Origin of the sequence: Microtetraspora fusca, from assembly GCF_001570365.1 — a bacterium.
GTDB classification, from domain to species: Bacteria; Actinomycetota; Actinomycetes; order Streptosporangiales; family Streptosporangiaceae; genus Microtetraspora; species Microtetraspora fusca.
Map to the genome: position 1 here is coordinate 327098 of NZ_BBYK01000039.1, position 24551 is coordinate 351648.

At 70.1% G+C, this 24551-nt stretch carries 19 protein-coding genes and 1 tRNA gene; 10 read left to right on the plus strand and 10 right to left on the minus strand.

Annotation, left to right across the window (positions count from 1 at the left end; all coding sequences use genetic code 11):
- Positions 1-75: 75 nt before the first annotated feature.
- The 3 genes from AWQ68_RS04590 to AWQ68_RS04600 form a co-directional block, all read right to left on the minus strand.
- Positions 76-1425, minus strand: a complete 1350-nt coding sequence (locus AWQ68_RS04590; RefSeq protein ID WP_066935072.1) for an alpha-lytic protease prodomain-containing protein — start codon at positions 1423-1425, stop codon at positions 76-78.
- Positions 1426-1512: 87 nt separating this feature from the next.
- On the minus strand, positions 1513-2472 hold the full coding sequence (locus AWQ68_RS04595; RefSeq protein WP_066935075.1) for a LysR family transcriptional regulator: 960 nt from the start codon (positions 2470-2472) through the stop codon (positions 1513-1515).
- Positions 2473-2615: 143 nt separating this feature from the next.
- Complete coding sequence (locus AWQ68_RS04600) at positions 2616-5897, minus strand: M28 family peptidase (protein WP_084463639.1); 3282 nt, start codon at positions 5895-5897, stop codon at positions 2616-2618.
- Between the two features lie 473 nt (positions 5898-6370).
- Here AWQ68_RS04600 and AWQ68_RS04605 point away from each other — a divergent pair, with 473 nt between their 5' ends.
- Positions 6371-7648 (plus strand): MFS transporter, encoded by a 1278-nt coding sequence (locus AWQ68_RS04605; RefSeq protein ID WP_066935077.1) that lies wholly within the window; start codon positions 6371-6373, stop codon positions 7646-7648.
- 443 nt (positions 7649-8091) lie between these two features.
- Positions 8092-9645 (plus strand): trypsin-like serine peptidase, encoded by a 1554-nt coding sequence (locus AWQ68_RS04610; RefSeq protein WP_066935080.1) that lies wholly within the window; start codon positions 8092-8094, stop codon positions 9643-9645.
- Positions 9646-9771: 126 nt separating this feature from the next.
- Here AWQ68_RS04610 and AWQ68_RS04615 read toward each other — a convergent pair whose 3' ends face one another.
- The 4 genes from AWQ68_RS04615 to AWQ68_RS04630 are packed head-to-tail and all read right to left on the minus strand — an operon-like array spanning position 9772 to position 17322.
- Entirely contained in the window at positions 9772-11541 is a 1770-nt protein-coding gene (locus AWQ68_RS04615; protein WP_066935083.1) for a glycoside hydrolase family 15 protein, read from the minus strand.
- Positions 11525-12637: an enolase C-terminal domain-like protein gene (locus tag AWQ68_RS04620; protein ID WP_066935622.1), complete on the minus strand. Its 1113-nt coding sequence runs from the start codon at positions 12635-12637 to the stop codon at positions 11525-11527. The genes AWQ68_RS04615 and AWQ68_RS04620 overlap by 17 nt, the downstream gene beginning before the upstream one ends.
- A complete protein-coding gene (locus AWQ68_RS04625; RefSeq protein ID WP_066935086.1) occupies positions 12634-15555 on the minus strand; it encodes an FAD-binding and (Fe-S)-binding domain-containing protein in 2922 nt (973 codons plus the stop codon). The genes AWQ68_RS04620 and AWQ68_RS04625 overlap by 4 nt, the downstream gene beginning before the upstream one ends.
- Positions 15556-15558: 3 nt before the next feature.
- On the minus strand, positions 15559-17322 hold the full coding sequence (locus tag AWQ68_RS04630) for a thiamine pyrophosphate-dependent enzyme (RefSeq protein WP_066935089.1): 1764 nt from the start codon (positions 17320-17322) through the stop codon (positions 15559-15561).
- Positions 17323-17486: 164 nt separating this feature from the next.
- Here AWQ68_RS04630 and AWQ68_RS04635 point away from each other — a divergent pair, with 164 nt between their 5' ends.
- The 8 genes from AWQ68_RS04635 (at position 17487) to AWQ68_RS04665 (ending at position 21416) form a co-directional block, all read left to right on the plus strand.
- On the plus strand, positions 17487-18245 hold the full coding sequence (locus AWQ68_RS04635) for a CPBP family intramembrane glutamic endopeptidase (RefSeq protein ID WP_066935092.1): 759 nt from the start codon (positions 17487-17489) through the stop codon (positions 18243-18245).
- Positions 18246-18249: 4 nt separating this feature from the next.
- Entirely contained in the window at positions 18250-18588 is a 339-nt protein-coding gene (locus AWQ68_RS04640) for a PadR family transcriptional regulator (protein ID WP_066935095.1), read from the plus strand.
- Positions 18585-19304, plus strand: coding sequence for a hypothetical protein (locus AWQ68_RS04645; protein ID WP_066935098.1), 720 nt, complete (start codon positions 18585-18587; stop codon positions 19302-19304). The genes AWQ68_RS04640 and AWQ68_RS04645 overlap by 4 nt, the downstream gene beginning before the upstream one ends.
- Positions 19305-19423: 119 nt before the next feature.
- Positions 19424-19663, plus strand: coding sequence for a DUF397 domain-containing protein (locus AWQ68_RS04650; RefSeq protein ID WP_066935101.1), 240 nt, complete (start codon positions 19424-19426; stop codon positions 19661-19663).
- Positions 19664-19770: 107 nt separating this feature from the next.
- Positions 19771-20154 carry an ATP-binding protein gene (locus AWQ68_RS04655; protein ID WP_066935104.1) on the plus strand — a complete coding sequence of 128 codons (384 nt, stop codon included), beginning with the start codon at positions 19771-19773 and terminating at the stop codon, positions 20152-20154.
- Positions 20155-20397: 243 nt separating this feature from the next.
- Complete coding sequence (locus tag AWQ68_RS42025; protein WP_157529994.1) at positions 20398-20562, plus strand: DLW-39 family protein; 165 nt, start codon at positions 20398-20400, stop codon at positions 20560-20562.
- 39 nt (positions 20563-20601) lie between these two features.
- The gene (locus AWQ68_RS04660) at positions 20602-21324 is read left to right on the plus strand and encodes an HAD family hydrolase (RefSeq protein ID WP_066935107.1); all 723 of its coding nucleotides are present in this window, start codon (positions 20602-20604) and stop codon (positions 21322-21324) included.
- 16 nt (positions 21325-21340) lie between these two features.
- Positions 21341-21416 (plus strand) — tRNA-Ala (locus tag AWQ68_RS04665).
- Positions 21417-21472: 56 nt separating this feature from the next.
- Here AWQ68_RS04665 and AWQ68_RS04670 read toward each other — a convergent pair.
- Genes AWQ68_RS04670 through AWQ68_RS04680 form a run of 3 tightly spaced genes read right to left on the minus strand, consistent with a single transcriptional unit; the run spans position 21473 to position 24443 of the window.
- The gene (locus AWQ68_RS04670) at positions 21473-22639 is read right to left on the minus strand and encodes a tyrosine-type recombinase/integrase (protein WP_084463641.1); all 1167 of its coding nucleotides are present in this window, start codon (positions 22637-22639) and stop codon (positions 21473-21475) included.
- Positions 22639-22854, minus strand: coding sequence for a helix-turn-helix domain-containing protein (locus AWQ68_RS04675; protein WP_066935113.1), 216 nt, complete (start codon positions 22852-22854; stop codon positions 22639-22641). The genes AWQ68_RS04670 and AWQ68_RS04675 overlap by 1 nt, the downstream gene beginning before the upstream one ends.
- A gap of 14 nt (positions 22855-22868) precedes the next feature.
- Positions 22869-24443 carry a replication initiator gene (locus AWQ68_RS04680; protein WP_066935625.1) on the minus strand — a complete coding sequence of 525 codons (1575 nt, stop codon included), beginning with the start codon at positions 24441-24443 and terminating at the stop codon, positions 22869-22871.
- Positions 24444-24551: the final 108 nt, after the last annotated feature.

The following is a 24551-nucleotide window of genomic DNA, read 5'->3' on the forward strand; positions in this document are numbered from 1 at the left end:
CGAACCGTTGTCGGTACCAGGTGGCGGGGCCGGCCGTCGCAGGTCACGCGGCGGCCGGCACCGGCCGGTTCGTGATCAGACCCGCTGCCAGAGGGCGGGCACGTTCGGCGGCTCCCAGCCGGCCATCGACGTGTGCCCCTGGAGGCACCGGTAGGTGACGCCGCCGTAGGTCACCGTGGCGCCCGCCGCGTACGACGTGTTGGCCTGCCAGGTGGTGCCGCCGGGCGGGTTGCTGGGGCTGGGGCTGGGGTTCCCGCCGCCGCCCTCGACCTTCAGCGTGAGGCCGTAGGTCGAGAGGATCTCGCCGACCGGCTGGAAGTAGGTCGTACCGCCGCTGCTGCAGTTGCCGGTGCCGCCGGAGGTGACGCCCTGGGCCTGGTCGCCGGAGATGAAGGAACCGCCGGAGTCACCGGGCTCGGCGCATACGTTGGTGCGGGTCACCTCGTAGACGGTGCCCTCCTGGTACGTGACGCTGCTGTTGCGCTGCTGCACGGTGCCGCAGTGCCAGCCGGTGGTCGAGCCGGAGCGGCAGACGGACGCGCCCTCGATCGCCACGTTCGCGCCGCGTACGGGGAGGTTGGCGCCGTTGCTGTACACCCACGGCTGCGCGGTCCAGCTGCTGTTGGCCGCGACCCAGGCGTAGTCGTTGACCGGGAAGGACGAGCCCTGGAAGGTGCCCTGGGCGACGCGGTTGGAGCCGCTGGTGGAGCTCGCCACGGCGCAGTGGCCCGCGGTGACGAATCCCTGCGTGGTGCCACGGGTCACCGGGAAGCCGATCGAGCAGCGGGTGCCGCTGCCGATGTAGTACGCGTCGCCGCCGCGCAGGTCGTAGAACGTCCGCGGCTGCTCCGCCGACTGCTCCACACGGACGAGGGAGCGGTCGGCGCCGCTGGCGGCGACGAACGCCTCAGCCTTCGCGGGCTGGGAGGACAGCACGACGACGCTGTTGGTCCGCACGTCCACGTACCAGACGGGGGCGGTGCGGGGCGCCTTGGCCGCGGCCCGGTCCAGGGCCTCCTTGGCGCCGTCGAGCGCGGTGAGGGAGTGCTGGACGACCTTGGCCTCGGCTCCGGTGGCGACGATGCCGGGCACCGCGTTCGCGTCGGTGGTGGCGACCACGAGGGAGGCGGTGGGGCCGTTCAGCCAGGAGCCGCCGAAGCTGTCGGAGAGCCGGGCGCGCAGCGACGCCTCGGTCTGGCCGGCGCGCTGCTCGTTGGCGAGGCGGGTCTGCGCCTGTTCCGCGCTGAGGCCGAGGTCGCGCTGCATCGCCTCGGCCACGCCGGGCGGCGGCTGCGGGGCCGGCTGGGCGGCGGCCGGCCCCTGGGGAGAGGTCGCGGGCTGCGCGGCCGCCATGGTGGCGGGGAACGCCAGGGCGGCGACGGTGAGGGCGCATCCCGCGAGAACGGAGTGTCGGATGCGGAGCATGACGTTTCTCCTTGGGGGGTGGGGACGCCCTCAAGGTAACGGCCATCACATCCGCGGAGTATCTACCTCTTTACCCCTGTCTCGGTGTTATGGAATGGCGTGGAACTGCGGGTTCGCTCTGAGCCACTCCGCGCATCGCGGGCTGCGCTGTACGGCATCGTCATGCGCCGCCATGGCGAGGTCGATCATCATGGGCGCGGCCCGGGCGGCGGGGGCGTCGGCGTGCCAGCCGATCCGCTGCCGCCAGTGGAGCGGCGCTCCGGCCAGGGGCACCATGACGATGCCGGGGACGAGCTGGAAGGTGGCCTGGCAGAGCACGACGGCGCGGTTGAGCTGCGCGAGGTAGATACAGGTGGCCAGGTCGGTCTCGTACATGGTGGCCGGGGTGAAGCCGGCCCGGGCGCACGCGGCGGCGAAGCAGTCGCCGAAGCAGCCGTCCCCCGGCGTGACCGCCCAGCTCTCGTCGGCGAGCTGGCTCAGCTCGATCTCGTCCGCGTCGGCGAGCGGATGGTCCTCGCTCAGCAGCACGAAGACCGGGACGGTGCCGACGGTGCTCCACACCACGGGGTCGCCGGCGGGTGGCGGGCTCTCGCCGCAGGTGCCCACCATGGCGAAGTCCAGCCGGCCGGTGACGAGCATCCCGGTGAGCTCCCGCGCGGACCACGAGGTGTAGGTGTTCACCGGGGTCTCCGGCCAGGTGGTGGTCAGCCGGGCGACGAGCCCGCCGAGGATGGGCCCGTTGGTGGCGCCCATCCGGAAGCAGGTGATGCCGTCGTACGTGTTGGCGAACCGCACCGCCTCCTCTTGGAGCTCCCGTACCGCGGGCAGGACCACGCGGGCCCTGCTCAGGACCAGCTCCCCGAGGGGCGTGGGGCGGGCGCCGTAGCGGTCGCGCTCGAACAGGGCGCCGCCGAGTGTCCGCTCGATGCGCTTGAGCTGCGCGGTCAGCGCGGGCTGGGCGAGGCCGAGCAACGTGGCGGCCTTGGTGATGCTTCCCGCCTCCGCGACCGCGGTCACGATTTTGAGGTGACGCAGCTCGAGATCCATAGCCGGAAAGTACGGCGCTTCAGTTGTCTGTGCAATCAAGCTGTGTCACGAAATACAGACTGATTTCATTTTGGAGCGTGACATTTCAGATTCGGAGAGTGAAACGGTGGGCGGCTCCCCGCGGCCGCCCACCGTTCACCCGATCAGATCTTCTGCCAGAGCGCCGGGACGAGCGGCGGCTCCCAGCCGGGCAGCGCCGTGTGCCCCTGCAGGCAGCGGTACCGCACGCCGCCGTAAGTCACCACGTCGCCCGCGGCGTAGGTGGTGTAGGGCGCCCAGGTGTCGCCCTGCCCCCCGCCGCCGACGGTCAGCGTGAACGTCGCCGAGTGGTTGGCCGCCGTGCCGTTGCCGTTGACGGTGATCGTGTACGTGCCCGCCGTGGTCGTCGCCGAGGTGGCGATCGTCACCGTGGAGGACTGGCCGGCGGTGACCGTGGACGGGCTGAACGAGACGGTGATCCCCGAGGGCGCGTTGGCCGACAGCGTGACGCTCCGCGCGTTTCCGCTGGTGACCTGGGTGCCGACGGTCGCCGTGGCCGACTGGCCGGCCTGGACGGAGGCCGACGACGGGCTCAGCGAGAGCGCGAAGTCGTCGGTCGGGACCGACGTGCCGCTGACCGCCAGCTTCCACAGTGCCGCGGCGACGGCGTCGCTGTTCCGGTCGAGCGCGGTGGTGTTCACGTTCGCCGGGTAGCGGTCGCAGGCCGAGTGGTAGCAGGAGTCGTACGCCTGGCCGGCCGTACCGCCCCACTTCTGCGCCTGCGCGGCGGTCTTCACGCCCTCGGCCCCGCTGAACAGGCCGCCGACCCGGACGCCCGCGTTCTTGAACGGCGCGTGGTCGCTACGGCCGTCCGCGCCGGTCTCCGGCTCGGTCGCCACGTTGATCGAGGTGAAGTAGTCGGTGAAGACCTTCTGGATGGCGGCGTCGTCCTTGTAGACGAAGTAGCCCGGGTTGGGCGAGCCCAGCATGTCGAAGTTCAGGTAGGACTCGACACCGGTGGCGCCGCCGTTCTGCACGTAATAGGTGGAGCCGCGCATCCCCTGCTCCTCCGCGCCCCACCAGCCGAACCGTACGTGCTTGGTGAGCGTGGGGTTACGGGAGGCCAGGGTGAGCGCGACCTCGAGCAGCGCGGCGGAGCCGGAGCCGTTGTCGTTGATGCCGGGGCCGGCGCTCACGCTGTCGAGGTGGCCGCCCAGCATCACCGTCGGGCCGGTCGGGCCGGCCGGCCAGTCGGCGATCAGGTTCGCGTGGGTGGCCCCGTTGTAGGTGAAGTTCTGGATCCGCGTGGTGTATCCGGCGGCGTCCAGCTTGCCCTTGACGTAGTTCAGCGAGGCCGTGTAGCCCGCCGAACCGGAGGCGCGGGTGCCGCCGTTGGAGGTCGCGATCGACTGGAGCTGGTTCAGGTGCGCGGTGACGTTGGCGACCGCGATGTCCGGGGCCCCGGTCGAGGGGGCGCCGACCACCAGTGAGAACGCCGTCTCCTTGGTGCCGCTCGCGCCGGTCGCGACGACCGTCAGCGGGTAAGTGCCGTTCGCGACGCTCGACGACGTGCTGATCGTCAGCGTCGAGGACTGCCCGGAGTTGATCGTCGAGGGCGAGAAGGACGTGCTCACGCCGCTCGGCAGCGGGGTGCGGGTGCTGAGCGTGAGCGACTGCGCGTTGCCGCCCGTCACCGCGGTGGTCACCGTCGCGGTCACCGACTGGCCCGGCTGCACCGTCCCCGACGAGGGGCTGAGCGAGACCGAGAAGTCGTTGCCCGGCGTGGCCGTGCAGGTCGGCTCACCGGCTTGCGCGGGTACGCTCACCGCGGCCCAGGCGGCCTTGGTCGCGTCGAACTCGACGCAGCTTCCCGGGAAGAGCGACTTGGCGGCGTTCAGCGTGGCCACCCGCGCCTTCGCGTGCGTCCACGGAGCCGTCTTCGTGTTCAGGCCGGCCAGGAAGATCCTTCCGGCCTTCTGGATGCCGACGCCCGCCACGGTGGTGCTGTTGCAGGTCGGGCTGGTCGGCTTGCCGCCGCCGGGGTTGCTGCCCTCGGCCAGCAGGTAGAACCAGTGGTTCTGCGGGCCCGCCGCCTTGTGCACCTCGGTGCTCGGGATCGATGCGCTGTAGCAGTTGGGGTCGCCGAGGGCGCTCGGGTTGTACATGTTGCGGATCGGCCCGGTGCCGGTGAGGTTGACCCCCTCGCCGACCAGGTAGTCCGGTGTGTCGTACGGCGCGGGCTCGTTCGCGTAGTGCTCGGTCAGCGCGCCGAAGATGTCGCCGGTCGACTCGTTCAGCCCGCCTTCCTCGTTGCTGCTGCTCTGCTGGGAGCTGCCCGAGTACTGGAAGACGGCGTGGCCGTACTCGTGGGCGACCACGTCGATCGGCGTCGCCTGCTTGTTGTTGGCCTGGTTGTGGCCGAAGTTGGTGTAGCTGCCGTTCCAGTACGCGTTGACGTCGTTGAGGCCGACCCGGGCCGGGAAGGCGCCGCCGGAGCCGTTGAAACCGTTGCGCCCGAGCCAGTCGCGCAACATGTCCCATTCCTTCTGCGCCGCGAACATCGCGTCGACGCAGGCGGTCTCCAGGTCGGTGCCCGACCCGTTGCCCCAGGTGTCGGTGGACTTGGTGTACGCGGTGCCGCCCTGGCCACCGCACCGGAGCCCGGGCCGCGTCGTGTCGGTCATCGAGTACGACGAGCCGGACCCGGAGGTGTTGAACGTCACCGAGCCGTTGTAGTTGCTGTTGCCGGTGCCGCCCTTGACCTCGTCCCAGGAGTCGAAGGCCGAGCCGTCCCTCGCGTCCACGTAGACGTGCAGCACGCTCGGGCCCTTGTCGGTGGCGCCGGTGACGACCACCTCCCAGGCGAGGCGGGGCCGCTCGCCGATCGCGTGCACGAGGAGGGTGGGCTCGCCCACGCTCTCGACGACGGACAGCTTGGCCCTGGCCGTGGTCGTGGCCTCGCTCGCGGTGACCGAGCTCTTGGGGTCGATCTTGAGGGTGGCGCGCTGGCCGGTCGTCACGGTCTGGACGACCTGGCCCGACTTGTCGGTCGCGACCACGACGTCGCCGCCGTACACCGGCAGGCCCCGGTGTGTCCTCCGGTAGGTCAGGTACTGGAGGCCCTGGCTGCCGGCGACCGAGCGCTCGAGCTGGAACGCGTCGTCGGAGGAGGTGTGCAGCGCCGTCGCGTCGGTGAGGAGCGCGCTGCCCGCGCTGCTGATCGCCCGCTTGCGCTCGTCGGTACTCGGCGGGCTGAAGGCAGGTGAGGGGTCGGCGGCGGACGCGGCCAGCGCGGAACCGGCCAGCGCGGAACCGACCGGGCTCGATCCGGCCGGCACGGACCACGTCCGTGCCGAGGCTGAGGCGCCCGGTGCCGCGGCCAGCGAGGCGGCGGCCACAGCCGTCGCCAGCACGGCGACGACACCGGGCCTGATCTTGGGATTCACTCTCGTGACTCCTCTGGAGGGGGGTGAGGGGGACCACAATGTGGGCTGCGTAAAGCTGACACCGAGAGCGCGAAGGCGGGTACCTTCCAAAAATCCATAGCGCCGAGATATGGAACGCCCGCCCGGGAAACGCCGTGAGGGGCGGCGGAGCGGACGTCCCGATGGACATCACGCGATATCTGCTCGTTCGACTGGGAGGGCTACGGCCTGCCAACCCGGGTCGAGGACGTGATCATCACAGGGCGGGGATGTGACACGCCCGCGTTCCGCGCCAACATCGCCGACTATGTGGACTGGGTGACGGAGATGAAGAGCGCGCAGCGGCAGTAGCCCCCGGAGGAGCTGTGTCTGCCCTTTCCCCGGGCGGCCACACCCGCCGCCGATCCGTGCGAGCCGGGCCTAAATGAAGCGACAGCGCGGGCCCCGGACCGGCACCATGGATCAGGTCCGGGGGCGTCAGGCGAGGAGCAGCAGTGCACAGTGTCCGTCATGATCTCGTCCTGCTGCGGGATCGGCGCTTCGCCCTGCTGCTCGCCGCGCGCACCATCTCGGTGCTCGGCAGTAGCTTCGCGCCCGTCGCCCTCGCCTTCGGCGTGCTCGCGCTGCCGGGGGCGACGCCGACCACGCTGTCGGTGGTCCTCACCGCCGAGGCGCTGCCGATGGTCGCGTTCATGCTCGTCGGCGGCGTCATCGCGGACCGGTTGCCCAGGAACCGCGTGATGATGGTGGGCGAAGGGCTCAACGCCGCGGCGTACTGCTGCCTCGCCATGATGATGCTCACCGGCTGGACGCCGATCCCCGGCCTGGTGACGGCGGCGGCCGTCAGCGGCGTCGCGACCGCGATCTTCTTCCCCGCGCTGACCGGGATCGTGCCCGACGTCGTCCCCGCCGAGCGGCTGCAGACGGCGAACGCCCTGCTCGGGCTCGGCACCAACATCTCGCGGGTGGCCGGGCTCGTCCTGAGCGGCGCGGCGGTGGTCCTGATCGGGGCCGGCTGGTCGCTCGCGGTCAGCGGCGCGATGTTCGCCGTGGCCGCCACGTTGGTGGCCGCGCTGCGCCTCACCTCGGCGGAACGCGTCGCCGCGGAACGCCACTCGGTGCTCGGCGACCTGCGCGACGGCTGGCGTGAGTTCAGCTCCCGGCAGTGGCTGTGGGTGGTGGTCGCGCAGTTCTCCATCCTGGTCATAGCGATGCAGGCGGCCCACGGCGTCCTCGGCCCGCTGGTCGCCAAGGAGAGCCTGGGCGGCGCCCCCGCCTGGTCCGCGGTTCTCGCGGGTGAGGCCGTCGGCATGATCGCCGGCATCCTGGTGACCCTTCGGCTGCGGCCACGCCGACCCATCCTGGTCGCGACCCTGCTCACCCTGCCGACGGCGCTGCCGTACCTGCTGCTCGGGGCGGCGGCTCCGCTGTGGGCGGTGGTGGCCGCCGCGGTCGTGATGGGCGTCTGCTTCGACATCTTCGGCGTGCTGTGGAACACCACCATGCAGCGGGAGGTGCCGCCGGAGGCGCTGTCGCGGGTCAGCTCCTATGACGCGCTGGGCTCGCTGATGTTCGGGCCGGTCGGCCTGATGCTGGCCGGGCCGGCGGCGATCTCGATCGGTCCGCGCCCGGCGCTGCTCGGCTGCGCGGCGATCGTCGCCGTGGTCTCCCTGCTCGCGCTGCTGTCTCCCGGCGTACGGAATCTGCGCGCGCCGCGCGAGGAGCCGGGGCCGGAGGCGCCGGACGTCGCCCCGGCGGAGGCCGGAGCCTAGCTCTCTCCCCCTGCAGGCCGGTGCGCTGTCGAGCGCCTCGATTCGGTCACTCTTTGTGTGTGGCCGAGTCTGGTGCGCAACCATCACCCGTCTCGTGTGGAGCCGGTTCAGGGATGATCGTCGAGAGTGAGGCCGACTTAGACGATCCCAGAGCCGAATCCGTGCCATCTTCCTTCTGTGATCTGCGTCACATTCCACGTCCTGACTTGAGGGCGTCCCGCCGGTCATGGTTCGCGGCCAAATTTGCCGTCTGACCAGGTCAAACGGCATTGTCTCCTTTTGATCGTCTTTTGGGTAACGAAACGGTCACTCGTCCGACCTGCGCAAATGATGACCTCAAACCGCCTTACGGGGAGTTGGTGCGGCTTGTAGGTTCTTGACCTGTCCTTAACTGACGGATGGGGCGCAGATGACGTCCCACGACAGCCCAAGGAGCTTTTCCCTTGAAGCGCACCCTCGCCATCGGCGGAACCCTCACCGGCCTCCTGGCCGCCGGCCTGGTGGCCTCTCCGGCCCAGGCGGGCGGCTACAGCGTCAAGGAGACGCTGGCCGGCACCTCGCAGGCCGCACAGCAGGTCGCCTTCTTCTGGTCGGCGCAGATGCTGAAGCAGGCCACGCCGTACAACGTCGAGACCACGGTCTCGGCGAAGCACATCTCCACCGGCGGGCCGTCCAAGAGCAGCAAGCCCGGCACGGTTCCGGCCATCGGGGACGAGAAGAAGTCGTCCTCGAAGTCCAAGAACGTCAACCTTCCGAAGACCACCGGCAAGGTGTTCTTCCTCGGGGCGGACAACCAGCCGCACTGGTGCACCGCCACCTCCGTGCAGTCCAAGTACCGCAACCTGGTCGCCACCGCCGGCCACTGTGTGTACGACACGAAGAGCAACAAGGCCACCCTCGACAAGTGGGTCTTCGTGCCCGGCTACTACCAGGGCAAGACCCCGTGGGGCATCTACGTCGGCAAGCAGGCGTTCACGCACTACGACTACGACGTCTACGAGGACGGCGACCGCGACTACGCGTTCGTGACGGTCTACAACGGCATCCAGCTCGCCGGTGACAAGGAAGTCGACAAGAAGACCTACGACGCCTACACCGGTGACAAGCAGATCCTCTCCGAGGAGGTCAGCGCCGCCGAGTTCGCCGCGAAGTACACCGAGGGCGGGCCGTACTGGAAGAAGGCGCTCGACCCCGAGAGCGTGGAGGTGGACCCGCCGGCCGACGGCCACGCCAAGCACGACGAGTACTACACCAAGGGCATCGACGGCATCAAGCTGACCGCCGTCGAGGTCGACGCCAAGACCTACAAGGCGGCCCCTGGCGGCACCAACGCCATGAAGAACGGCGAGAAGTGCCCGAACTGGTGCGGCCACCAGAGCGACGTGTGGACCCGGATCTCCATGATCGAGTACCACAAGCTCAAGCACGACAAGAACTTCCTGGGCGACCTCAAGGTGGAGCGCGGCAAGCGCTACATCGAGGCGTACAAGAAGCAGTACTTCCTCAAGCGGTGGATCAAGACCAGCACCCAGGAGAAGTACTACAAGGACCACTACTACGTCCGCGCGGTCTCCAACGTCGGCCGCCTGGGCGACCAGGTCGGCGGCCAGGGCCTGGCCTACAACCAGAAGCTCGGCAAGAACGTCTACGTCTTCGGCTACCCGAGCGGGTCGCACCCGGACGGCAACCACGCCTACACCGGCCAGACCCTCAAGTGGAGCTACGGCAAGACGTTCGCCGCCAAGGCTCCCGCGATCAAGGCCGAGGAACTGGTCGCCGTGAAGTCCTCCTTCACCGGTGAGGGCTCCCTCGGCTCGGCGTGGCTGCTCAACTACAAGAACAACCGCCGCCTCGGCTACCTGAACGGCGTGACCATCGCGGTCGCCGACCGTGACGGCAACAAGCGGATCGACACCAGCATGTCCCCGTACTTCGACGGGGAGACGTACGGCGTCTACAAGCAGGCCGCCAACGTCTGGTCGGGTTCGATCGTCTAGTTCCCCCATCGGGTGATTCCGCCCGTCAGGGAAGCACGACCTAGGGATGAGCTCCTAGGGAAAAAGGGATGCCATCGGGGTCCGGCGCTCGGCGCCGGGCCCCGGTTCGGCGTCTCCTGACCTGTTTCAGGACGGCGCCTGGGAGGCGAGGCCGAGCGCGGTGCCGACCAGCGGGATGTGCGAGAGCGCCTGCGGGAAGTTGCCGGTCATCCGCCCCTCGTACGGGTCGTACTCCTCGGACAACAGGCCCACGTCGTTGCGCAGGGCGATCAGCCGCTCGAAGAGGGCCCGCGCCTCGCGGGCCCTGCCCTGCAGGAGGTAGTTGTCCGCCAGCCAGAAGCTGCACGCGAGGAACGCCGACTCGCCGGGCGGCAGCCCGTCCACCCCGGAGTCGCTGTCGTAGCGGCGCAGCAGGCCCTGATGGCCCAGCTCGGACTCGATGGCCGCCACGGTGCCGCGCATCCGCTCGTCGTCCGCGGGGAGGAAACCCACGGGCGCCATCCGCAGCAGCGCCGCGTCCACATCCTTTCCGCCGTAATACTGCGTGAACGTGCGGCGCTCGGCGTTGTACCCCTTGGCACAGACCTCCGTGAAGATGTCCTCGCGGAGCCGCCGCCACCGGTCCACCGGGCCTTCCAGCCCGAGCCGCTCGGTGGCCCGCACCGCCCGGTCCGCGGCCACCCACGCCATCACCTTGGAGGAGGTGAACTGGCGGCACGGCCCGCGGATCTCCCAGATCCCCCGGTCCGGCCGCCGCCAGTTGGACTCCAGGAACTCCAGCAGGTCGCGCTGGACCTCCCACGCGCGGTCGTCCGGGGCCATGCCGTACCGCCTGGCCTGGTGCATCGCGTCCATGAGCTCGCCGTACATGTCGAGCTGGAGCTGGTCGGTGGCCGAGTTGCCGATGCGCACCGGCGCCGAGTCCGCGTAGCCGGGCAGCCACGGCAGCTCGATCTCGAGGAGCCGCCGCTCCCCTGTCACGCCGTAAAGGATCTGCATCTGCTCGGGACGGCCGGCGACCGCGCGCAGCAACCAGTCGCGCCAGGCCACCGCCTCCTCGGCGTAGCCGCCTTCGAGCAGGGCCTTGAGCGTGAAGGTGGCGTCCCTGATCCAGCAGTAGCGGTAGTCCCAGTTGCGCGTGCCGCCGATCCGCTCGGGGAGCGATGTGGTCGGTGCGGCCACCACCCCGCCGCTCGGGGCGTACGTCAACGCCTTCAACGTGATGAGCGAACGCACGACCGCGTCCCGGTAGGGCCCCTCGTACGCGCACCGGCCGGCCCAGTCGCGCCACCAGCGGGTGGTCTCCTCGACCGAGCGGGTGAGGTCGTCCGGCCGCCGCGGCTCCCGCCCGAGCGGCGTCCACACGAGGTGGAAGTCGGCCGCGCGCCCCTCGGACAGCTCGAACTCCCCGCACAGCCGCCCGTCCGCGAGGGACAGCTCGACGTCGCAGGTCAGCGTCAGCGTGTCCGGGCCGGCGAAGGCCTGCACCCGCCGCCCCTCCCGCCGCAGCCACGGCACGATGTGTCCGTAGTCGAAGGCGGGGACGAGCTCGCAGCGCAGCCGCACCCGCCCGCGGACCCCCTCGACCCGGCGCGCGATCTCGGCCTCGCCGTCGCGCAGCGGCATCCAGTCGGTCAGCCGCACCTGCCCGTCGCCGGTCGCGTACTCCGTCTCCAGGACCAGCGTGTCCTCCCGGTAGGCCCGCCGTACGACACGGCCCCCGCCCGCCGGGCCGAGCAGCCAGCGGCCGTGTCCCGGGTGGCCGAGCAGGGAGGCGAAGCACGCGCCCGAGTCGAACCGGGGCAGGCACAGCCAGTCGATCGACCCGTCCAGGCCCACCAGCCCGGCGGTGCGCAGGTTGCCGATCAGCGCGTAGTCCTCAATCGCCTGCGGCATCGGCGCCTCCGGTGCGGAACCTCGCCACATCGGCCTCCCGCAGATCGAGGCCGAGGCCGGGACGGGACAGGTCGGGCCGCAGCACGCCCTCGACCGGTTCACGGAAGCCGTCGAAGAACTTCGACTCGATCCTGACGTGGTCGTGGAACCACTCCAGGTGCCGGACGTTCGGCGTCGCCAGCGCGACGTGCAGGTGCAGCTGCGGCGCGCAGTGCCCGGACACGTCGAGGCCGCGCGCGGCGGCGAGCGCGGCGGCCCGACGCCACTCCAGCATCCCGCCGCACCGGGTGACGTCGATCTGCAGGCAGTCGACCACGCCGGTCAGCCGCCGGAAGGTGTACAGGTCGCAGCCGTACTCCCCCGCCGCGACGTCGGCGCGCACCGCGTCGCGGACCCGGCGCAGGCCCGCGATGTCGTCGGAGGTGACCGGCTCCTCGAACCACCGGACGTCCCACTCCTCCATCGCCCGGCCCATCCGGATCGCCTGCTTCGGCGTGTACGCGCCGTTGGCGTCGACGTACAGCTCGGCGTGGTCGCCGACGGCCTCGCGGGCCTGCCGTACGCGCTGGAGGTCGCGTTCCTCCCGGGTGCCCCGGCTTTCGCCGATCTTGAGCTTCGCGCGCGGGATCCCCTGGTCGTGGACCCAGCCGCCGAGTTGCTCGGCCAGGACCGCGTGGGGATAGGTGGTGAAGCCGCCACTGCCGTAGACGCGCACCCCGTCGACCGCCTGGCCGAACAGCACGCAGAGCGGCACGCCGAGCAGCCGCGCTTTCAGGTCCCACAACGCGGTCTCGATCGCCGAGATCGCGTACCCGCACACGCCCGGCCGGCCGTCGTTGCGGATCTTGCGGACCATCTCCTGGAACGCGCCGGGCACGTCGAACGCGTTCCGGCCGATCATCACCGGGGCCAGCTCGTCGTGGGCGACCGCGGCGCACGCGGCGGCGCCGTACGTCCAGCCGAGGCCGCTCTGCCCGCCGCCGGTGACCTGGACCACGACGACGGTCGTCCGATCCCAGGCCAGCGTGCCGTCGGCCTCCGGCCGGTCGGTCGGCACGGTGTAGGCGGTCGCGCGCAGGCTCCGGATCGGCGTCATCGCGAGCCGGGGGTCCGATCCGCCGGCACCGGTTCCGGCCGCCGCGCCTGCCGGGGCAGCGCGCCGGAGACGGCCTCCCGCCATGCCTCGTCCAGCGCCTCGGCGAGATGGATCGGCCGCCGCCCGATCTGCGCCTGCTCGATCTGCGTACGGCAACTGAACCCGTCGGCGAGGACGAGCGCGTGCGGCGGGGCGGCGCGCAGCGCGGGCAGCAGTGCGTCCTCGGCGCACGCCATCGACACGGCGTGGTGGCCGTCCTCGAACCCGAAGTTCCCAGCGAGCCCGCAGCATCCGGCGTCGAGCACGGTCAGCCGCGCCCCGGCCGCCTCAAGCAGCCGCCGGTCCGCGTCGAACCGCATGACCGCGTGCTGGTGGCAGTGCGGCTGCGCGACGACATCGCGGTCCATCGGGGGCGGCTCCACGCCGTGCTCGTCCAGCAGCTCGGCGAGAGTGCGCGTCTGGTCGCGCAGCCGCCTGACGTCGAGGTCGTTCGGCATCAGTTCCGCGGCGTCGGCGCGGAACACGGCCGTGCAGGACGGTTCGAGGCCGACGATCGGGAGCCCCGCCCTGATCTCCTCGCGGAGCACCCCGAGAGTCCGCTCGATCACCTTGCGCGCGACGCCGAGCTGCCCCGTGGAGATCCAGGTCAGGCCGCAGCACGCCGCCGCGCGCGGCAGCCGTACGGTGAACCCGGCCCGCTCCAGGACCCGGACCGCGGCCACACCGACCTCCGGGTGGAAGTTGTCGGTGAAGGTGTCCGGCCACAGCAGCACCTCGCCGCGGTGGCCGTCGCCGTGCGGCCCCCGGCGGCGGTAGGACCGGCTGAACCTGGCGGCGGCGAAGGGCGGGAGCGCCCGCTCCCGCGCGATGCCGCCGATGCGCTTGACCAGGGCGTCCAGCGGAGGCGTCCCGGTGACGAAGTTGACCAGGTCGGGCGCGATCGCCGCGAGCCGCGCCCACACCGGCAGCCATCCCATCGAGTAGTGGGCGCGCGGGCGCAGCCGCCCGGCGTAGTGGTGGGCCATGAACTCGGCCTTGTACGTCGCCATGTCCACGTTGACCGGGCAGTCGCTCTTGCAGCCCTTGCAGGCCAGGCACAGGTCGAGGGCGTCCATCACGGCCTCGGAGCGCCAGCCGTCGTCGATCACGCCGCCGTTCACCATCTCGAACAGCAGCCGGGCCCGGCCTCGGGTGGAGTGCTTCTCCTCGCGGGTCGCGCGGTAGCTCGGGCACATGACGCCGCCCTTCTCGTGGCGGCACTTGCCGACGCCCACGCAGCGCAGCGCCGCCCGCGCGAACGAGCCCCGGTCGTGCGGATAGGCGAAGTGCGTGTCGAGGTGGGGCGGCGCGTAGTCGGTGCCCAGGCGCAGGTTCTCGTCCATCCGGTACGGCTCGTCACCCGAGAGGCGGATCAGCTTCCCGGGGCTCATCCGCTCGTGCGGGTCGAAGATCGCCTTGAACTCGGTGAACGCCGGCATGAGCTCGGTGCCGAACATGGTGGGCCACAGCTCGCCGCGGGCCTGGCCGTCGCCGTGCTCTCCGGACATTGAGCCGTTGTAGGAGACGGCGAGGTCGGCCGCCCGCTCCACGAACTCCCGATATTTCCTGATCCCCTCGGCCGTGACCAGGTCGAACGGGATCCGGGTGTGCACGCACGCCTGCCCGAAGTGTCCGTACAGCGAGGACGCCTCGGCGTAGTCGTACTCCTCCTGGAGCCGGTGCAGATCGCGCAGGTAGGAGCCGAGATCCTCCGGGGCGACCGCGGAGTCCTCCCAGCCGGGCCAGGTGTCCGGTTCGAGCGGCACCCAGGCGGTCGCGCCGAGGCCGGCCTCGCGGATCTGCCACAGCTCGTCCTCGCGCCGGGGGTCGTCGAAGAAGCGCACGGCGTGGCCGAGCTCCTCGGCCAGGTCCCGCGCCCTGGCGTCCGCCTCGTCCTGGGTGTCCCCGCTGAACATGACGATCAGCCATCCCGCGCCCTCGGGCAGCAGGCGCAGCGCCTCGGCGTTGAGGTGCTTGCGCTTCTCGAAGCCGATCAGCTTGTCGTCCAGCCCCTCCAGGACGAGCGGCTTGTGCGGCAGGATCGAGGGCACCGCGTCCGCCGCCTCGAAGATCGACGGATAGCCGAGGACGACCATCGCCCGCGCCTTCGGCCGGTCCACCAGCCGCATCCGCGCCCGCAGGATCGTGACCAGAGTGGACTCCGACCCGACCAGCGCGTTCGCGAGGTCGAAGCCGTTCTCCGGCAGGAGGGCGTCGAGGTTGTATCCCGAGACCCGGCGCGGGATGGCCGGGAATCGACGCCGGATCTCCTCGCCGTACCGCTCGGCGATCGAGCGCAGCCGCGCGGTCATCTGCGCGGGCACGCCGTCGCCGCCGCCCGGCCCCGCCCAGAAGCGGTCGCCGTCGTACGTCAGCACGTCGAGGCCGAGCACGTTGTCGGACATCTTGCCGAACGCCTGGGCGGTGGAGCCGCAGGAGTTGTTGCCCAGCATCCCGCCGATCGTGCAGTGGTCGTGCGTCGCCGGCCGGGGCCCGACCATGAGGTCGTGCTCGGCGATGCGCGCGTTGAGCGTGTCGAGCACGATGCCCGGTTCGACCGTCACGCTCTTGGCATCGGGATCGAACTCGACGACCCGGTCGCAATACTTGGACCAGTCGATGACGACGGCCGCGTTGCAGCACTGCCCGCCGAGGCTGGTGCCGCCGCCGCGCGACAGCACCGGGACGTCCTGCTCGCGGCACACCGCCACCGCCTCCACCGCGGCCTCCACGGTGTGCGGGACGACCACGCCGACCGGCACCTGCCGGTAGTTGCTCGCGTCGGTGGAGTACAGCGCGCGGCTGCCGTCGTCGAACCTGACCTCGCCGTCCACGCGGCGGCGCAGCTCGCTTTCGAGCAGGAGGTTGCGGGAAGCCATGATCTAGTCGCCCATCTGCTGGATCCGGTCCTTGAACAGCGTGGTCGCGATCGCCACCTTGTGCGGCTGGCCACGGAGGAACGCCTGGGTGAACTTCTTGGCCTGCTGATAGGTCACCTTGCCCGGCATGGGCGGTTCGTTCGGGTCGACGTTCACGTCGACCAGCGCCGGCCCGTCGTGCGCCAGCGCCTCCGCCACGGCCGACCCGACGTCGGCGGCGCGGGTGACCTTCGCCCCGAAGCCGTGGCAGGCGCGGGCCCAGATCGAGAAGTCGGGCCAGGGCTCGTCGAAGCGCACCCCGTGCTCGGGGTAGCCGAGCACCATCTGCTCCCACAGGATCTGGCCGAGCGAGTTGTTGTTGTTGATCACGACCTTGATCGGCAGGCCGTGCTGCGCGGCGGTGAGGAACTCGGCCATCAGCATGGCGAAGCCGCCGTCGCCGACGAACGCGATCACCTGCCGCCCCGGGAAGGCGTGCTGCATCGCGACCGCGTACGGCAGGCCGGGCGCCATCGTGGCGAGGTTGCCGGACAGGTAGAAGCCGCGGTTGCCTCTGATCGTCCAGTGCCGGGCCGCCCACGTGGCGATGGTGCCGCTGTCGCAGGTGAGGATGGCGTCGTCGCTCGCCTGGTCGTCGATGACCGACATGAGGTACTGCGGAGCGATGGGGTCGCGTTCCGGGTTCTCCAGCGCCTCCATGTCCGACCGCCAGGACCTCATCTTCTCCTGATATTTCTGGAGATGGGCGTGGTCGTGCTCGTCGAGCAGCGGCAGCAGGGCGCGCAGGCCCTCCTTGGCGTCCCCGATCACGGGCACGTCGGTGGGGATGCGGACGCCGGCCCGTGACGGGTCCACCTCCAGTTGCACCACCTTGACCTTGCCCGCCGGCGGCAGGTGCTTGGTGTAGGGGAAGTTCGTGCCGACCATGAACAGCACGTCCACGTCGTCGACCAGTTCCTCGCTCGGCCGCGTGCCGAGCAGCCCGATCCCGCCCGTCGTGTACGGCGAGTCGTCCGGGATCACCGCCTTGCCGGGGAGCGTCTTGATCACCGGCGCGCCGAGGCGTTCCGCGACGGCGAGGACCTCGTCGCGCGCGTGCAGCGCGCCCGCGCCGACCAGCATCCCGGGCCGCACGGCGGAGTTGAGCACGCTCGCGGCCTGCTCCAGGTCGGCCTCGCGCGGCCGTCCCGGCGGTCTGAGGTAGATCGGCGCCGTCTCCGGCGGCCGGGCCGGGGCCACGTGCTCCCAGGGGTCGGCGCCCGCGGGCGCGACCTGGATGTCGTTCGGCAGGGTCAGGTGGGCCACCCCGCGCCGCGCGTACGCCGTCCGGATCGCGATGTCCACCAGCGCGGGAAGCTGCACCGGGTTGTAGATCATCTCGTTGTAGACCGTGACGTCCTCGTACAGGCGCTCCAGGTGGACCTCCTGCTGGTAGCCGGTGCCGAGCACGGAGGTCTCCTGCATCCCGGTGATCGCCAGCACGGGCACGTGGTCGAGCTTCGCGTCGTACAGGCCGTTGAGCAGGTGGACGCCGCCGGGGCCGGATGTGGCGAGGCACACCCCGATGCGGCCGGTGGCCTTGGCGTGGCCGGTGGCCATGAAGGCCGCCGCCTCCTCGTGATGGACCAGGAAGAAGCGCACTTTGTCCTGGTGGCGTCTCAGCCCCTCCATGATCCCGTTGATGCCGTCGCCGGGCAGGCCGAAGACCGTGTCGACGCCCCAGGCGGCCAGCCGTTCGATCAGAGATTCCGACGCTATTTGGGCCATGGGCCCGCACTTACCCCTGTCGGCCCACGTCATACCCGCGCGTACGTCCGGGGCTGTGCCGTAGGGATTCCGATGCCTACGCTCGCGGCCTCACCTAGATTGCGATCCTAACTAGCTTGTTCTACGGTTTAGATCGTCACGCAACAAGTGAAGGGATCACCGCGATGACGATCTCCCCCGAGTTCTCGCCCTTGGCCGCCTGGCTCGCCGTCCCGCTGGTGGCGTACCTGCTGTTCGTCACCCCCTGGCTGGGCAAGCGCGCGTACGAGAAGCTGGCCCGCCAACGGGATCGCGACCCCCGGGCACTCGTACGGATGTTCCGCTCCTGGATCGCCGAGACGTGGGCCCTGATGGCCGTCGCGCTCGTCCTCGCCGCCATGTCGCCGGGCGTCGGCCTCGCCGACCTCGGCCTCGTGGCGCCGTCCGGCGGTGGTTCGCGGGTCACCGGAATGGTCGTCGGGGCGACGATCGGCCTGGTCGCCGTGACCCTGGTGTTCCGGCGCCGGGCGAAGTCGGGCCGCGCCGTCCCCGGCCAGGCCGCCTTCAGTGCGATGCTGCCGCGTACGACGGCCGAGCGCTGGGCCGCGGCCGCCATGGCGGTGACGGCGGGCGTCTGCGAGGAGGTGCTCTACCGCGGCTTCCTCATCGCGCTCGGCGTGGGCGTGCTCGGTCTCGACGTGAAGGTCGCGGCCGGCGCCGCCCTGGTCGTCTTCGTCGCCGGCCACTGGTACCAGGGGTGGAAGGGACTGCTGATCGTGACGGTGGCCGGATACGGCCTCACCGCGTTGTACCTCGCGCAGGGCAGCCTGCTCCTCCCGATCGTCGTTCACGTCCTCGTCGACCTCCGCGGGCTGCTCTTCGTGCCCGCTCCCGCAGGGCCGGTCGGCGCCGACACGGGATCGGTCGAACCGGTGCGAGGATGAGCGCATGGCCACCGACCGACGCGCGAGCTGGCTCAAGGGCGTCCTCGACCTCCTGGTGCTCGCCAGCCTTACCGAGGGCGAGAGCTACGGATACGAGATCGCCAAGACGTTGGCGGGGACCGGGCTGGGCCAGATCAGGGGCGGCACGCTCTACCCCGTGCTCAACCGGCTGGAGGAGGCGGGGCTGGTCGCCGCGGAGTTCCGGGCCACCGAGCGCGGACCGGGCCGCCGCTACTACCGCCTCACCGAGGAGGGGCACCGGACCCTCGACGAGCAGGGCCGGCTGTGGCTGGCGTTCGACGACTCGGTGCGCGCCGTGCTGTCCAAGGGAAAGATCGGATGACGGACCACTCTGACGACTACTTCGAGGAGCTGGCGGAGCGGCTGCGCGCCGCGGGCGTCCCGGCGGACCGGGTGGCCGCCACGATCGACGACCTGGCCGCCCACCTCGACGAGACCGGAGCCGAGGCCGAGGCCGAGTTCGGTCCCGCGGCCGACTTCGCCGCCGAGCTCACCGCGCGTACGGCCGACGAGGGCGAGGCGCCGCCGCAGGCGAGCGAGTGGCGGTGGACCGCCGACATCTTCCAGGACCGGCAGATGCTCGATCACTTCGGACGGCAGGGCTGGGAGGTCGAGCGGGTGGACGGCCTCGGCCGCTTCGTCTGCCGCCGTGACGCCGAGCGCCCGCTCCAGTGGGAGTACCGCCGCGAGCGGGTCCCCGTCGGAGGACGCCGCGTCCTGAGTGACCGCCTCGCTCCTGACGGCTGGGAGCCGTGCGGCTCCTGGATGTACTTCGAATACTTCAAGCGCCCCGCCTCCGCCAGCGCGGGCCCGGCCGCCGAGGTCGTCTCGCCGCCGGACGCCCCGGGGAGGCGCACCTTCTTCAGCCGCCGCTTCTACGTCTTCTCCGCGACGTATCTCGCCTTCCTGGCCGTGGTCGGTGTCGTCCTGATCAAGACCGGCGTGAGCGACGGCGGGTCGGGCTTCCTCGTCGGGGCCGCCTTCGGAGTGCTCCTCGCGGCCGCCTTCATCGCCGTACGCGCCCGCGGCGTGCGATAGCCGTACGCCGGAGTTCTGCCGATTCGGTATATCAGGGGCATTGCCGGTGCATGTACCGATGCACGTGCAAATGTAAAGAGTCGTATTCTTGCCCATGATCAAGAGAGAGTGAGGCATGGATGACCGATTTCCCCAACGGAGTGCCGTGCGCCGAACTGGGCGACCTTCCCTGGCGCAAGAGCCGGTACAGCAACCCGAACGGCAACTGCGTCGAACTCGCGCCGCTGCCCGGCGGCGGCGTGGCGATGCGGAACTCGCGGCACCCCGAGGGACCCGCGCTCGTCTACCGAGCCGCGGACCTGCGTCTCTTCGTACACGCCGTCAAGGCTGGCGAGTTCGACGATCTGCTCGGCGGCTGAGCTTTCCTCAGCCGATTGTCCGCAGGACGTGTCAGGTGGCCCTCGTCGGTAAGTAGAAGTAACGGCAAAAGAGACGAAAGCCGCAGACGGCGAGAGGCGGTGATGAGGTGTCGGCCACCCTCCTGAGCCTGGAGTTCGACCGCAGCACGATCACTATGGTCCGGCACATGGTCACCGACTCGGCCCGCAACGCCGGCCTGACCGGCATGGCGCTGGAGGACTTCGTTCTCGCCGTCCACGAAGCGGTCACCAACGCCGTCCGGTACGGCAACGCCCCCCGAGGCATCGCCATGTGGAGAGAGCCGGGCGTGCTGCGGTGCGAGGTCACCGACAGCGGGCCGGGCATCCCCGACCGCACGCTGCACCGCAAGCGCATGGCCCGGTTCGACTTCGGCGGCCGCGGGATCTGGCTGATGCACCGGCTCGCCGACGTCACCATTCGCACCGGCCCCGAAGGTACGAGGGTGCTTCTCTCCACCCCCATCTCCTGAGAACGTTTTTTGCTCAGGGCGGATCCGGTGATGGCTGTCCGAAAAACCGGGGACCTCGCTCGCGTCGCCGGGATTAGCGCGTCCATGACCTGGGCAATCTCACGTAGTACACCGTGCGTCGCGAGTTGTACGGCCTGCCATACGGACCGATCGGGCCTTGAGATAAGGTCCAACCGGTTCCATGGTCGGCAGGGCTGAACGTCGATCCCTTGCTAGGCTGCAGGGAACCGTAGAACCGGGGCGTTGTCTCACCCGGCAGGTGAGACCGTCAAGAAGTGGGGTCACACCGTGAAGAAGCTGCTCGTTCTGGCGCTGGTCGCTCTTGGGGGACTGCTCGTCTGGCGCAAGGTGCAGGCGGACCGCGCCGAGCTCGACCTGTGGACTGAGGCCACCGGCAGCGAGAACTGACCACCAGAGGTGGACATTGATCGTGGGGAAGGAGCGGGCATGACGCCCGTACGGCTGGTCTGCCTGGACCTGGCCGGCACCACGATCGGCGACATCGCGATGGTGGAGAGGGCGTTCGCTGAGGCGATCGCCACCCAGGGCATTGTCCCCGGGACCGGTGCGTACGCACGCGCCATGGTGCACGTGCACAGGTCCCGGGGCTGCCCGACGATCGACGTCTTCCGCGGCATCTTCCCGGGCAACGAGGCCCAGGCGCAGGCGGCGAACCTCACGTTCGAGCGCGCCTACGAGGGGGCCATCGAGCGGACGGGACTGTTCCCGCTTCCCGAGGCCGTCGAGGCGCTGCGACAGCTCCGCGAGGCCGAGGTCAAGGTCGCCTTGATCACCGGCTTCAGCCGGTCCACTCTCGGACGTGTCCTCGGCACGCTTGGCTGGGCCGCAGAGCTCGACTTCGCCCTCTGCCCCGAGGACTGCTCCGGACGGGGCCGCCCCTTCCCGGACCTGATCCTCACCGCCCTGCTACGCGCCGGCCTCGAGGACGTACGCGAGGTGGCCGTCCTCGGCGACTCGGAGAACGACATGCTCGCGGGCAGACGCGCGGGCGCCTCGATCGTCGCGGGGATGCTGTCCGGCGGTCACAGCCGTGAGCGCCTCATCGACGGCGGCGCCACCCACATCGTCGAGTCGATCGCGGAGTTCCCCGCTGTGCTCACCGCCACCGACGGGGTCGGCGCGCACCACGTTGCCACTTCCGCCCGGTAAGCTTTCCCTAGCACCAGGGGCCTTAGCTCAGTTGGCAGAGCGCCTGCTTTGCAAGCAGGATGTCAGGAGTTCGAATCTCCTAGGCTCCACCAGCCAAAACGCCGCTTCCTCGATCAAGAGGAGCGGCGTTCGGGCCATTAGCGGGCCATTAACCCTTGGAGACCGGCACATCGGCCGCGTCCTCTTCGTCGTTCTTCCGCTCGGCCTCGACGCGAGCACTTAGCGCGTCGGCGATCTTCTGGTCAGCGTCGCGGGTCGCGTGCTGGTAGATCAGCGCCGCCCGGTCGCTGTCGTGCCCCATCCGGGCCTTGAGGTCGGCGAGACTCGCCCCTGACTGCGCGGCGAGCGTGTTGCCGGTGTGCCGAAGGTCGTGAAAGTGCAGGCCGGAGACACCCATCTCCTTGAGCGCGTTCGCCCACTTGGCCTCACGCCGAAAATTGCCGCCACGCAGGAACGCGCCCCGCTTGCCGAGGAAGACGAACGCGTCCTCCGCCTCGTCGACGTACTTGGCGAGATGCTCGGACAACGCCGGAACGATCGCCGAGGGGATGCTGATCGTGCGTTTCCCCGCCCGCGACTTGGGCGGGGCGAGCACCATCTCTCCCCCGTCCAGCTCGATGAGCTGCTCCCTTACCCGGACGGTGCGCGCCTTGAGGTCGAGGTCAGACCGGCGCAGCGCGATCACTTCGCCCCATCGGAGGCTTGCGAAGGTGGTGAGCAGGATCAGCGCACGAAAGCGGCGACCGGCCATCCGATCGGACAGCTCGAAGACCTGGGCCACGGTGAGGATGGGCCGTTCCGGAGTCTGCTCATTGTCCGCGCCCTTGATACGGCAGGGGTTCCGGCTGATCAGCTTGTCCTCTTCTACCGCCGTCATGAGCACGGCCCGCAGCAGGCGGTACGCCTTGGCCGCGGTGGACACCGAGACGCCTTTGTCGATGAGTTCGGCCCGCCATGAGCGCACCATCGGTGTGGTGAGCTTGCCGACCGCCACCCCACCGAGGCCGGGAACGATGTGCCGCTCCAGGAGCCAGGTGTACAGCTCGACCGTCTTGGGGCGCAGGCCGGGCCGCTCTTTGATCCACATCCGGGCGTAGTCTCCGAGGGTGATCTTCCCGCGCTCGGGGTCCGTCCACTCCCCTGAGATCATCTGCGCTTCGATGAGGGTGAGTGCCCGATCGGCGTCCGTCTTCGTGGCGTAGGTCGTGGTGCCGCTGTGCATACGGCCATCCGGGCCGGGATAGCGGATCTGATAGCGCCCGGACTCTCGTTTCCTGATGTTGCCGAAACGGCGGCGACCGTCTCTGTTCGCCATTACGCGGCCCTCCCGCGCTTGGAGGTCACGTCAGTGGCGTGCATCGGCGCGACAGTGCCGGCGACGACGAAGGCCATCAGCGCCGACTCGGGGATACGCACGTGTCGGCCGAGCTTGACGAACTCGATCCGCCGTTCTGCGACCAGTCGGCGCACGAACCTGACCGACGTGTGGAGAAGGTCCGACGCCTCCTCAACGGTGAGCAGCTTGTCCATGTGGGGCCTCCTCTCTACGCGGCTTCCGGAGTTGCCGAAAGTTCTTGTCCGTCTGCTTGGGCTTGGAGTTGGTTCATGTGGTTGCGCCATCGCTGGCGTTCGTGGACCGACCGCAGGAGCCGAACGCTGATGGGGTCGAGGCCGGGGTCACCGGGCTTGACCGTCCGCCAGACATAGCGGTGCGAATCGATCGGCTCGTCTGGCAGGCCGAGGGCTTCCAGGACCCAGGTACGCCGGTCGTGCTTGTGTTCGGTCAGTGTCTTGTTCGACCACTTCCGCGAGACCAGAACGCGGCGACCGGCGTAGCCGAGGTGTTCAGGCTTGTGCGCCTTGCCCCGGCACCGGCCCGGGATCATGCCCGACTTGGCCCCCTTGGGCTGGACCCCGTAGCGGAGCCAGTTCGGGCAGGTCGGCGAGCACGGCTCATAGCGGAGGGCGTTGCCGAGGCGTTCCGCGTGCTCCCGTTGCGCGGAGTCGTCCGGGTCGATCGCGTCCCCGATGCTTTTCGTGAGGTACTTGGACAGGTACCGGATGCACGTGTCGGCATCAGTGGTCCCGGCCAGTACGCCTTGGACGTCGAGTTGAGGACCGAAGGTCAGCACGTGCAGCGGTTCGGCCTCGTCGTCCTGGTCAAGGTCGTCGAGCGCTTCATCCCAGGTAGGCAGGACTTCCCCAGTCGTCGGGTCGAGGTAGCCGACCCCATCCGCCCACACCGGCAGGTGATCAGCCTCGAACTTCACCGTGTCGACAGACGGCCACCACACTTGGTGGTACGTGGCCGCCGCGATCTGCTTGATCTCCGCACGCGGGAGATGGCCCCGGATGGCCATGTGCAGATGCGGCGCGAGCCGCTTCTGAGGCTCGACGCTCGCGAAGTACTGGACATCGAACCCGGCGACCCGGCGAAGGTTCTGCACGAACCGGTCCACCAGCTTGGAGAAGTGCAGAGCGTCCCGAGCCGCCCGCGAATAGTCGTACGTGGCCGGGTCGACGGGCGCGCCGTTCTTCCTGACCCGCCCGTAGGAGGGCAGAGTGAGCGTGATGAACATCGACGGCCGGAACGTCTTGCCGTCCGCACCGGTGAAGGTCCGCCCGAGCGTCGTGGCGCTCATGGTTCGCTTGGGCAGGTCCGGCGCGTCCTGTCGCCGCCTCGTCGAGCGCGACCGCTTACCCGTCGTACGGCCGAGGACGGTGCCACGCATCCCGGCCCGGTTGATCTCGTCGTCCAGGTCGCCTATCGCCGCTTCGAGGTCGGTCGTGTCTTGGCCGGCCTTTTCCGCCTCATCTCGCCAGGCGTGGGCGTCGGCGCGGAGTTCGACGAGGTAGCGATGATAGTCGTCGGCTTCGTTCGGGGTGTTGACCGGTTCGTGGTCGAGGTGCCAGCCCTCCCGGCACTGGGCCATACGCAGTTGCCGGTTCCGCTTGGCACACGGCGGGCACTTGCTCTCCAACGTCGCCCCGCACGGCACGTCAACGGTTTCGACCTTGCCCGTGTAGGTGTCGAGCCGCCGGAGGGCGATGGGGCGGATGCACACGCCGTATTGCTTGGCGATCTCTTCGACGACCTCACGGGCGAGTGGCTGAGCCATCCGCAGGGCGCGGGGCGTGGCCCGATTGGCGAGCTGGGCTGAGGTTGAGGAGTCGGAGGTGGGGCCAGGGGAGATCGTGTCGTCTCCCCCGACCTGGTGGGCGTCGGT